This window comes from Streptococcus sp. 210928-DFI.4.42 (assembly GCF_020554365.1).
Taxonomy (GTDB): Bacteria; Bacillota; Bacilli; order Lactobacillales; family Streptococcaceae; genus Streptococcus; species Streptococcus parasanguinis_S.
In genome coordinates, this window is sequence record NZ_JAJCHF010000022.1 from 24,343 (window position 1) to 35,145 (window position 10,803).

Sequence of the window (10,803 nt, forward strand, 5' to 3'; positions counted from 1 at the left end):
AATTAGAAGGAGACAGAAATGAAGAAAAAATTACTAGCCTATTTGCTTTTCTTATTTCCATTCGTTGCATTCGCTGGTCATGCTCATGCTGAAACGATCAAGGTCGTTTTTGACACAGCATATGCACCGTTTGAATTTAAGGATTCAGATCAAACCTATAAAGGAATTGACGTAGAGATCTTGGACAAGGTCGCTGAAATCAATGGCTGGGATTTGGACAAATCCTTCCCGGGATTTGATGAAGCGGTCAATGCTGTTCAAGCTGGTCAAGCGGATGCCATCATGGCAGGGATGACCAAAACAACTGAACGTGAAAAAGTCTTCACCATGTCTGACACTTACTACGATACAAAGGTTGTCATTGCGACGAAGAAAGCTGACAAAATCACGAAGTACAACCAATTAAAAGGAAAGAAAGTCGGTGTCAAAAACGGAACTGCAGCCCAACGCTTCCTTGATAAAAATAAGGACAAGTACGGCTACAGTATCACAACTTTTGATACGGGTGATCTCATGTACAATAGCTTATCAACTGGTGCAGTGGATGCTGTTATGGACGACCAGCCGGTCATTCAATATGCCATCCAAAAGGGTCAGGACCTAGCGATCAATATGGATGGAGAAGCAGTCGGTGGCTTTGCCTTTGGTGTTAAAAAAGGTGGGAAGCATGAAAAGTTGATCACTGAATTTAACAAGGCCCTCGCTCAAATGAAAGCTGACGGGACACTTGATGAGATCATCAAGAAATGGACAGGTGAAAGCCAATCATCAAGTAACAGTGCTGTTCCAGAAACAACTACTCCTGCTGGTCAAAAAGCAACACCTAAAAAATCAAAATATAGCATTTCAAGTGATTCTTCCTTTGCACCATTTGTCTTCCAAAATGGGAAAAACAAATACACAGGAATCGATATGGACTTGATCAAGGCTATTGCCAAAGACCAAGGATTTACCATCGAGATTAATAATCCTGGATTTGATGCGGCGGTAAGTGATGTCCAATCTGGTCATGCGCAAGGAATGATCGCAGGGATGACCGTAACAGATGCTCGGAAAGAAACATTTGATTTTTCTGAACCATACTACACGGCCAATTCTATTCTAGCCGTTCAAGAAAGTAGCAAGATTGATTCATATGATGACCTAAAAGGAAAGACAGTCGGTGTTAAAAACGGAACTGCATCGCAGAGCTTCCTTGAAGAAAACCAAAAGAAATATGGTTACAAGATCAAAACGTTCTCTGACGGGGCTTCTATGTATGATAGTTTGAATTCTGGTTCTGTTGCAGCGATCATGGATGACGAACCTGTTATCAAATACGCTATTAAACAAGGACGTAAATTCAAAACACCTATCGAAGGAACTCCAAGTGGTCAACTAGCATTTGCCGTTAAAAAAGGAGAAAATCCTGAATTGATCGAAATGTTCAATAACGGTCTTGCAAACTTGAAGAAAAGTGGTCAATACCAAAAGATTCTCGATAAATACCTTAAAACAGATAGCAAGTCAAGTACTTCAAGTACAACAGCAGATGAAACAACGATCTGGGGCTTGCTTCAAAACAACTACAAACAATTGTTAAGTGGTTTGGGTGTCACTCTTGCCCTTGCCCTTCTCTCTTTCGCCATTGCTATGGTGATCGGTGTTATCTTTGGGATGTTTAGTGTTAGCCCTTATAAATGGCTTCGCTGGACTGCTGAGATCTTTGTCGATGTTATTCGTGGGATCCCACTCATGATCCTCGCTGCCTTCATCTTCTGGGGAATTCCAAACTTGATTGAATCGGTCACAGGTCATCAATCCCCAATCAACGACTTTGTCGCAGGTACCATCGCCCTCTCTCTCAATGCTGCTGCCTATATCGCAGAAATTGTTCGTGGGGGGATCCAAGCTGTACCGATTGGACAGATGGAAGCCAGCCGAAGCCTTGGGATCTCTTATGGCAAGACCATGCGCAAGATCATCTTGCCACAAGCAACCAAACTCATGCTTCCAAACTTTGTTAACCAATTCGTCATTGCCCTGAAAGATACGACTATTGTGTCTGCAATCGGATTGGTAGAACTCTTCCAAACTGGTAAGATCATCATTGCTCGAAACTACCAAAGTTTCAAGATGTATGCTATCCTTGCCGTCTTCTACCTCGTGATTATCACCTTGCTAACACGATTTGCAAAAAAATTAGAAAAGAAGGTTAACTAATGGCTAAATTAAAAATTGATGTCCATGACCTCCACAAATACTATGGTGAAAATGAGGTCTTAAAAGGAATCTCAACGAAATTCTACGAAGGGGATGTGGTCTGTATTATCGGACCGTCCGGTTCTGGTAAATCTACTTTCCTTCGGAGTCTCAATCTCCTCGAAGAAGTTACAAAAGGTCAAATTACCGTAAATGGATATGATCTAACCGATCCAAAAACCAATGTTGATTTGGTCCGTGAAAATATTGGGATGGTTTTCCAACACTTCAACCTCTTCCCTCACATGAGCGTCCTAGAAAACATTATGTTTGCGCCAGTAGAGCACAAACTGATGACTCGCGAAGAAGCTCAAAAAGTCGGGATGGAATTATTAGAAAAAGTTGGTCTCGCAGATAAAGCCGATGCCAATCCAAACAGCCTTTCCGGTGGTCAAAAACAACGTGTGGCCATTGCCCGTGGACTCGCCATGAATCCAGATATTATGCTCTTTGACGAACCGACTTCTGCCCTTGACCCTGAGATGGTTGGAGATGTATTGAACGTTATGAAGGACTTGGCCAAGCAAGGGATGACCATGATTATCGTCACCCACGAGATGGGATTTGCCCGCCAAGTGGCCAACCGCGTCATCTTCACCGCAGATGGTGAATTCCTCGAAGACGGCAAACCAGACCAAATTTTCGATAACCCCCAACACCCACGTTTGAAAGAATTCTTGGATAAGGTTTTAAACGTTTAATTGAGATAAAAACGAGTGGTTCCTGAAGCATCTAGCAAAATTGCTAGATGCTTTTTTTAGACTAAAAAAGCATTTTCAAACCTGAAAATGCTTAGAATGTGGACTAACTATTTTAAAATAAAATAAGTAAAACGTTTCTAAAAGGAACAACAATGATTTTCAATTTTTAAAATGAATCAAGAAAATATTGAAACTTTCCGCTGTGAGAAAAGTGCTAGAAACAAATCAGTTTCTAGCACTCGGGAGTTTTGAAACTTTAGGTTCAAAACTAAGTCATGGAACTTCGTAGAAGTTCGCTGACTTCCGTACTCACCTAAGGAAAGTTTTGAATATGTCTTTATCTTCAATCTAAGCATTTTCAAATCTGAAAATGCTTTTCATGTTAACGAATCTGTTGCTGAGCTGTTTGCATCTTGTAGTAAACACCTTGTGCTTGCATTAGCTCTTCATGAGTGCCATGCTCGACAATATAGCCATCCACCATGACAAGGATCATATCGGCATTTTGAATGGTCGATAAGCGGTGGGCGATGATAAAGCTGGTCCGTCCCTTCATGAGTTGATGAAAGGCATCTTGAATCAAGGCCTCAGTCCGAGTATCAATGGACGATGTCGCTTCATCCAAGATCAAAATCTTAGGAACGGAAAGGAAAACACGCGCAATCGTTAAGAGCTGACGTTGTCCTTGAGACAAAGACTCTCCAGCATCTGAAAGATAAGTATCATACCCTTGTGGCAACTGCCTGATAAAGAAATCCGCATTGGCCGCTTTGGCTGCTTCTATCACTTCTTCTCTGGTCGCATCTGGACGAGAAAAAGCGATATTTTCATGAATCGTCCCGACCTTGAGCCAGGTTTCTTGTAGAACCATACCAAACTGTTGGCGGTAGGAAGCACGGGTGTAGTCCGTAATCGGCACCCCATCAATCGTAATCATCCCAGAGTTCACAGGGTAGAAACGCATGAGTAGATTGATCAAGGTCGACTTCCCTGCTCCTGTAGGCCCTACAATCGCTACCTTACTAGCGGCTGGAACCTGAATGGTTAAATCTTTGATCAAGGTCCTCCCTAAATCATAGCCAAATGCGACGTGCTCAAAACCTATCGCTCCTTTGACATCCTGAGTTTCTATAACACGATGTCCCGTCTCTTCGATCTCAACTTGATCCAATACGCTGTACAGGCGCTCTGCGCAGGCAAGAGCACTTTGGAGTTCTGACAAGACAGAAGAAATATCATTAAAGGGTTTGGTGTATTGGTTGACATAATTGAGGAAGGTCACTAATTGACCGACAGTAAAGTGAGATCCCGAAATAATCCGTACGGCTCCAAATCCAGCCACTACCGCATAAATCAAGGCATTCACAAAGCGAGTTGCAGGATTGACCGTTGAAGAATAAAAGACAGCAGATTGGGAATACTTGGCATAGCTTTCATTCGTTCCTTTAAAAGCCTTACGGAATTGATCCTGAGCGTTAAAGGACTGGATTAAACTTTCCTGGGTCAAAGACTCTTCGATCAACTGAGTTTGCAGGCCACGCGCCTTGGTTTGTGCTTGGAAAAGCGTATAGGAGCGCTTGGCAATGAAACGAGCAATCAAGAGAGACAATGGGGTCAATACCAGAACTGCTACCATCATAAAGAAATCTAATCCTGCCATGGTCACGATGGTGACAAGAATGGTTAAGAGGCCCACAAAGAACTGGTTAAAGACCATGAGAAGACCGCTATTAAGTTGCTCTACATCGGTTGTTAAACGACTGACGAAATCCCCACTTCCTTGCTTGTCCAGATAAGACAAGGGCAAGCGATGCACTTTTTCCATTACTTTTTCTCTTAGGGTTTGGCTAAACCGATAAACCAATTGATTGTAGAGAAGAGGATTAATCCATTGGATCAAGGTATTGGCCACAATGATTAGAAGCATCTGGATCAAAACGGGCCATAAGACTTTCATCCCTTGAGGATTCATGACCAAGTCAACCGCATGTCCGATCAGGATCGGTAACCAAACCGTTAAGCCAACTTGAACGATAGTTCCAATACTGGCTAGAATCAGGAGACCGGGATGGTGAGCAAAATCTCTAAAGAGACGTTTTAAATAACTGGAACGTTTTTGACTCATGCTTCCTCCCTTCCGTGTTGTGAATCATGAATTTCTTGATAAATCTCATTGGTAGACAAAAGGAAATCATGATTTCCCAGTCCTACTTGATGCCCCTTATTCAAGACCAAAATCTGATCAGCCGACTTGAGACTATTGGTTCGTTGAGATACTAAGATCAAACTTGTGTCACTCAATTCTTCTTTAATCGATTTTAAGAGACGAGCCTCCGTCAAATAATCCAAGGCAGAAGTCGAATCATCCAAAACCAAGAAAGGGGCCTTTTTCAAAAGAGCACGCGCAATGGTCAACCGCTGGCGTTGGCCACCTGAAAAATTTCGACCAAAGGCTTCTACCGGCTCATCCAGCTTTCCTTCTTTTTCACGGACAAAATCAGCCGCCTGAGCCGTTTCTAGCGCCCACCACAAATCATGATCCGTCAGACTTTCATCCATCCCTAATAAGAGATTCGAGCGGATAGTTCCTCTAAAGAGCTCTGCCTTCTGTGGGACTACAGCTATCCACTCCCGCCATTCCTTGAGAGTTCTAGGAGAGTGACCTTGATGATAGAGGGCTAATTTTCCCTGACTAACAGCATACAAATGACTCAATAACTGAACAAGGGTGGACTTCCCAGATCCTGTACCACCGATAATTCCCAGCATCTGTCCTTGGTCAAGATCAAAAGAAATTCCCTCTAGGGCTGGGCTTGAAGCCGTTGGATAGGTGAAAGAAACTTCCTCTGCACTGATCGCTTCTTGCTCTCTTGCAGTTTCTTCTGGCAGAGCTTCTAAGAGGTCTTCTTCCTTCAAATCAAAAATCTCTTGAACACGCTTAGCTGAAATATAGCTGACATTTAAAGACGTGACCAGCATCGCCAGTTTGATCAATTCTGTTAAAATTTGTAATAAATAATTGACCAAAGCGACCAACATTCCTTGGGTTAAAAGACCAGCAGAGATATTCACTTGTCCCTGCCAAATGACACAGACCAAGGTCGTATTGACCACAAGGAAGGTCAAGGGACTGACCAAACTAGACCAGATACCAGCGCGAATTTGCCAGATCTTGTAGTCCTGATTGACCTCTCTAAAGTCCTCTAATTCACTAGACTGTTGTCCAAAGGCCCGAATCACCCGCATCCCTTGAAATTGCTGACGCGTCACCGTGACCATTCGGTCTGTAATTTTACGAATCTTAGCAAAGAGCGGATTGACAATCCGAGACATGATCACAATAATCAGGGTTAAAATCGCCACCATCCCCAAAAACCAAAGAGTGAGTTTAGGACTGATGGTGAAGGCCATGATGATAGAACCAAAGACAATAATCGGTGCTCTCAAAAAGAGGCGCAAGAATTGGTTGATCCCAACCTGGATTTGATAGGTATCAGAAGTAAGACGGGTTACCAAACTAGAAGTCCCGATCCTATCTCGCTTGTCCTTTGGAAGCGATAAGATCTTCTCATACAAATCCTTGGTCATCTCGCGGGTAAAGCCGACAGCTGCTTTAGAAGAAAAATACTGGGCCGTAATAGCTACGACAACACCAAAGCTCGCAAATAAAAACAAAACACCGACCGTCATCACCACTGCGCTCGTTTCCTTTTTCGGAATGACCTGATCGACTAAGTGGGCGATGATTAAGGGGACACACAATTCAAAAATAGCTTCTAAAAGCTTAAACACGGGCCCTAGAAAAGTTTCCCATAGATAGCCCTTAAAATACTTCAATAATGATTTCATACAACTCGATTCTTTTTAAATAGGATATACCTATTTTACCACAATTATAACTGACAAAAAAACTCTCCCTGCCAAGCAGAGAGTATGAGAACGTAGACAAACTGCTCTTTTATACAAATTAATTAACTTCTGTAAAGATAAAATAATTTTATTTGTTAGAGCTATTCAATCATCTACTGAAACTTTCCGCTGTGAGAAAAGTGCTAGAAACACTATTGTTTCTAGCACTCGGAATTATTGAGACCTTAGGCTCAATAATTAGTCATGGAACTTCATAGAAGTTCGCTGACGTCCGTCCTCGCCTAAGGAAAGTTTCTAAGATGACTTTGTCTTCAATCTTACTATTCCTACATAGCATAGAAGGATTGTTCAGTTTTTCTGCTATTTAAATCTTGTTAGACTCAAGAACCCTATAAGTTTTATTCAGTCTTTGTCACCTTGCTTAAGGTCTTGCCCATTTTCCCTAATCCAATCAGTAAGAGGGGAAAGAAAGGAGTGTTATAAGGCCTAGCACAAGAAAAACAGCTACAAAGCCACAACTATCAATAAACCAACCAGTCAGTGGGAAAATGACAATCATAGATAGACTAAACATCATAGAATTGATACTCAGCATGGTTGCTCGCACACTGGATGGCAGATAAGCTTGTAAATCATTGTAGTAGATGGGTTGGTAAACGGCATAAAGAGCATTGGTCAAGAGATAGACACTCAGATAGGCAAATGGAGTCTTTACACCTACCAAAAACAAGGCCAACCCAGTCAGTGCAACCAGAATCGGAAAGACTTGATTACTATTCCATTTTTTCCCGATTTGACTGGCCAGATAAACCGCCAGGAGATTGAATCCACTACCAATCAACATAATGAGCGAAACTTGCCAACTGGCTAAGTCACTGATTTTCTGTTGGTAGTAAAAATAAAACATACACATGATGGTCCCTACCAACTGATAGGTGAGCATCCAGTAAAACAAAACTGGTTTGTCCTGCCATTCTTGTTTCACTACCTCCAATATCCTCTTTAAGGTCAAGTGACTTCTTTCATCACTCTTGCTCTCTGGCTCTTTCATCAGAAAGATCAAAAGAATGGAAAGTAAGGAAAGCCCAATAGAAATATAATAGGTCCAAGCCAATGCTCCGTGAATAAAGAAGCCTGCCACCACTGTACCTAACGTTCGGGTGACTTCTGCCACACCAGACAAGAAGCTAGAAATCTGAAGATAACGGTCTTTTTGACCTGCTTCCACAACTGAATCAAATAAGAAAGCCGTACTGGTCCCCGAGTCAAAATTATAAGACCAAGCATTGACCATCATGGCAATGGCATAGATCCAAAAATTCCCCTGACCAAATAAAATCAAGATCGAGGATCCAATACTGGACAAGCGAGCCAAGTAGAGATTAGTCTTGTAGCTAAAGCGATCGGCCAACATACCAGATGGGATCTCACACAAGAGACTTGTCCCATGAAAGATACTCTCTAATAAACCAATCTGAAGCAAAGAAAGACCATTTTGAATAAAAAAGAGAATCCAAAAACTGGTGATTCCAAAATAAGATGTAAATTCCAAACCTGCTAGGAGTGAAATATTGCGTTTGTAAGTTCTTTTAAACATTGTTTTTCCTCTTTCAATAGATTATTTGAGTGTTTCTAAAAGACTTACTTAGAGTTGCCTACATTTTCTCCACCTCTTTCATTCTTTCTTGATTCATTTCTTGGCGCAGCTGGGCCACTTGATTAGACAAGGACACCAACAATTCGGTTTGCAACTTTTGAATTTCCAGTAAATCCGTCTGGTCTTGTTGCACCATATGGTCAATCTTCGTATGCAACAAGCGAATTTCCCGTTCAGACTCCATATTGACGTTAAAGTCATTTCGCGCTTGCAAACGATCGTAATCTGCCGCCCGGTTTTGGCTCATCATGATCAAAGGAGCTTGGATCGCCGCAATAGTAGAAAGCGCAAGATTGAGCAAGATGAAGGGATAAGGATCAAAATTCAAGCCAAAAGGATGCAGGACATTGATCAGCATCCAAATAGCCATCATCAGGATAAAACTAATGATAAAAGTCCAAGAACCACCAAAGCGTGCGACCGAATCCGCTACCCGCTGACCGAAGGTATAGCTGGCTGTCAAGCGGTCTTCAACGTTAAAGGGGCGCTCGCTTTCGGGCATGACACCTGTCACCTGCTGTTTAATGGCTTCGTTTTTATCATTTGCACGCTCAATAATCTGTCCAAGATAATCCATACAATACTGGCTCAAATTTTTATAGGTGATAAAATCATCCATTTGACTTTCCGGGTAGGAGGTCTTGAGCATCTGTTGAATACTATGGTCTAGATCTGCGATCAAAGCCCCCTGACCATCCTCGTATTCTTTCCCATCGATGATGTCTATTTTCAGCATTGAGTTTCCTTTCATAGTTTTTTGGAGCAGATAAAAGTGAAAAACGCCTAATGGCGTTTTTACGTCTATTAAGGTTTGATACGATGCAACATACGTGGGAATGGAATGGCTTCACGAATGTGTTTTGTACCAGCCGCGAAAGTGACCATCCGTTCAATCCCAATACCAAATCCACCGTGTGGAACTGTACCGTATTTACGAAGATCAAGGTAGAATTCATACTCTGTACGATCCATGCCAAGTTCATCCATTTTTGCAACAAGGGCATCGTAGTCTTCCTCACGCATAGAGCCACCGATGATTTCTCCATAGCCTTCTGGTGCAAGCAAGTCTGCACAAAGCACGCGCTCTGGATTTCCAGGAACTGGTTTCATGTAGAAGGCCTTGATAGCTGCTGGGTAGTTCATGACAAATGTTGGCACACCAAAGTGGTTTGAAATCCAAGTTTCATGTGGTGAGCCGAAGTCATCACCATGTTCCAAATGCTCGTAATCTGCATCTTCATCGTTTTCATGCTCTTGCAAGAGATCAATGGCTTCATCGTAAGTGATCCGTTTGAATGGCTCTGCAATGTAGCGTTTCAAGAGCTCCGTATCACGCTCCAAGGTTTCCAAGGCTTGAGGAGCACGGTCCAGAACACCTTGTAGAAGAGCTTTCACATAAGCTTCTTGCAAGTCAAGTGACTCATCGTGTGTCAAATATGAGTACTCAGCATCCATCATCCAGAACTCAGTCAAGTGACGACGAGTTTTTGATTTTTCAGCACGGAATACTGGACCAAAGTCAAAGACGCGACCAAGGGCCATAGCACCAGCTTCAAGGTAAAGCTGACCTGATTGGCTCAAGTAGGCTGGTGTTCCAAAGTAGTCTGTTTCGAAAAGTTCTGTAGAATCTTCTGCAGCATTTCCTGAAAGAATGGGGCTATCAAACTTCATGAAGCCATTTTTATCAAAGAACTCATAAGTTGCATAGATGATAGCATTACGGATTTGCATAACGGCAACTTGTTTGCGTGAACGTAACCACAAGTGACGGTTGTCCATCAAGAAGTCTGTTCCGTGCTCTTTTGGAGTGATTGGGTAGTCTTGAGATTCACCGATCACTTCGATGTCTGTAATATCCAACTCGTACCCAAATTTAGAACGCTCATCTTCTTTAACAATACCTGTCACGAAAACAGATGTTTCTTGGCTTAGACGTTTGATGGTGTCAAATTTTTCAAGACCTACTTCTTCTCCAAATTTTTCGATAAAGTTTGGTTTGAAAGCTACACCTTGGAAAAAGGCTGTTCCATCACGCAATTGCAAGAAGGCAATTTTTCCTTTTCCTGACTTGTTAGCCACCCAAGCACCGATGGTCACTTCTTGACCAACGTAGTCTTTTACTTCGATGATAGTAATCCGTTTTGTCATCATTCATCTTCCTTTTCTCGTTAAACTTGTCCGAAGACATTATCTTCTTAATTGTATCATAAAAAGGCTTTCAGTGCTACGTTCTACCTGTGAAAACCAAATTTTTTTTAAAGAAAAAGATCCTCAGCTCATGTACTGACCCCAAAAAGTTAGACAAATAATTTAAGTTAAGGATTTAGTCCTGTA

At 42.1% G+C, this 10,803-nt stretch carries 6 protein-coding genes and 1 pseudogene; 2 read left to right on the forward strand and 5 right to left on the reverse strand.

Features of this window, described 5'->3' with window-relative positions:
- Nucleotides 1-18: 18 nt before the first annotated feature.
- Together LIZ08_RS08425 and LIZ08_RS08430 are read left to right on the forward strand one after the other, a co-directional pair.
- Nucleotides 19-2,202, forward strand: a complete 2,184-nt coding sequence (locus LIZ08_RS08425; protein WP_227038664.1) for an amino acid ABC transporter substrate-binding protein/permease — start codon at nucleotides 19-21, stop codon at nucleotides 2,200-2,202.
- Nucleotides 2,202-2,942, forward strand: a complete 741-nt coding sequence (locus tag LIZ08_RS08430; protein WP_009731143.1) for an amino acid ABC transporter ATP-binding protein — start codon at nucleotides 2,202-2,204, stop codon at nucleotides 2,940-2,942. Before LIZ08_RS08425 ends, LIZ08_RS08430 begins: the two co-directional genes overlap by 1 nt.
- Before the next feature lie 382 nt (nucleotides 2,943-3,324).
- On the opposite strand, the gene LIZ08_RS08435 is transcribed toward LIZ08_RS08430, so the two are convergent.
- The 5 genes and pseudogenes from LIZ08_RS08435 to asnS form a co-directional block, all read right to left on the reverse strand.
- Entirely contained in the window at nucleotides 3,325-5,067 is a 1,743-nt protein-coding gene (locus LIZ08_RS08435) for an ABC transporter ATP-binding protein (RefSeq protein ID WP_227038665.1), read from the reverse strand.
- Nucleotides 5,064-6,791: an ABC transporter ATP-binding protein gene (locus LIZ08_RS08440; protein WP_227038666.1), complete on the reverse strand. Its 1,728-nt coding sequence runs from the start codon at nucleotides 6,789-6,791 to the stop codon at nucleotides 5,064-5,066. The genes LIZ08_RS08435 and LIZ08_RS08440 overlap by 4 nt, the downstream gene beginning before the upstream one ends.
- 419 nt (nucleotides 6,792-7,210) lie before the next feature.
- Nucleotides 7,211-8,409, reverse strand: a pseudogene (locus LIZ08_RS08445) (MFS transporter).
- 58 nt (nucleotides 8,410-8,467) lie between these two features.
- Nucleotides 8,468-9,205, reverse strand: a complete 738-nt coding sequence (locus tag LIZ08_RS08450; protein ID WP_049474553.1) for a DUF1003 domain-containing protein — start codon at nucleotides 9,203-9,205, stop codon at nucleotides 8,468-8,470.
- 68 nt (nucleotides 9,206-9,273) lie between these two features.
- Nucleotides 9,274-10,620: an asparagine--tRNA ligase gene (gene asnS / locus LIZ08_RS08455; protein WP_003007581.1), complete on the reverse strand. Its 1,347-nt coding sequence runs from the start codon at nucleotides 10,618-10,620 to the stop codon at nucleotides 9,274-9,276.
- Nucleotides 10,621-10,803: the final 183 nt, after the last annotated feature.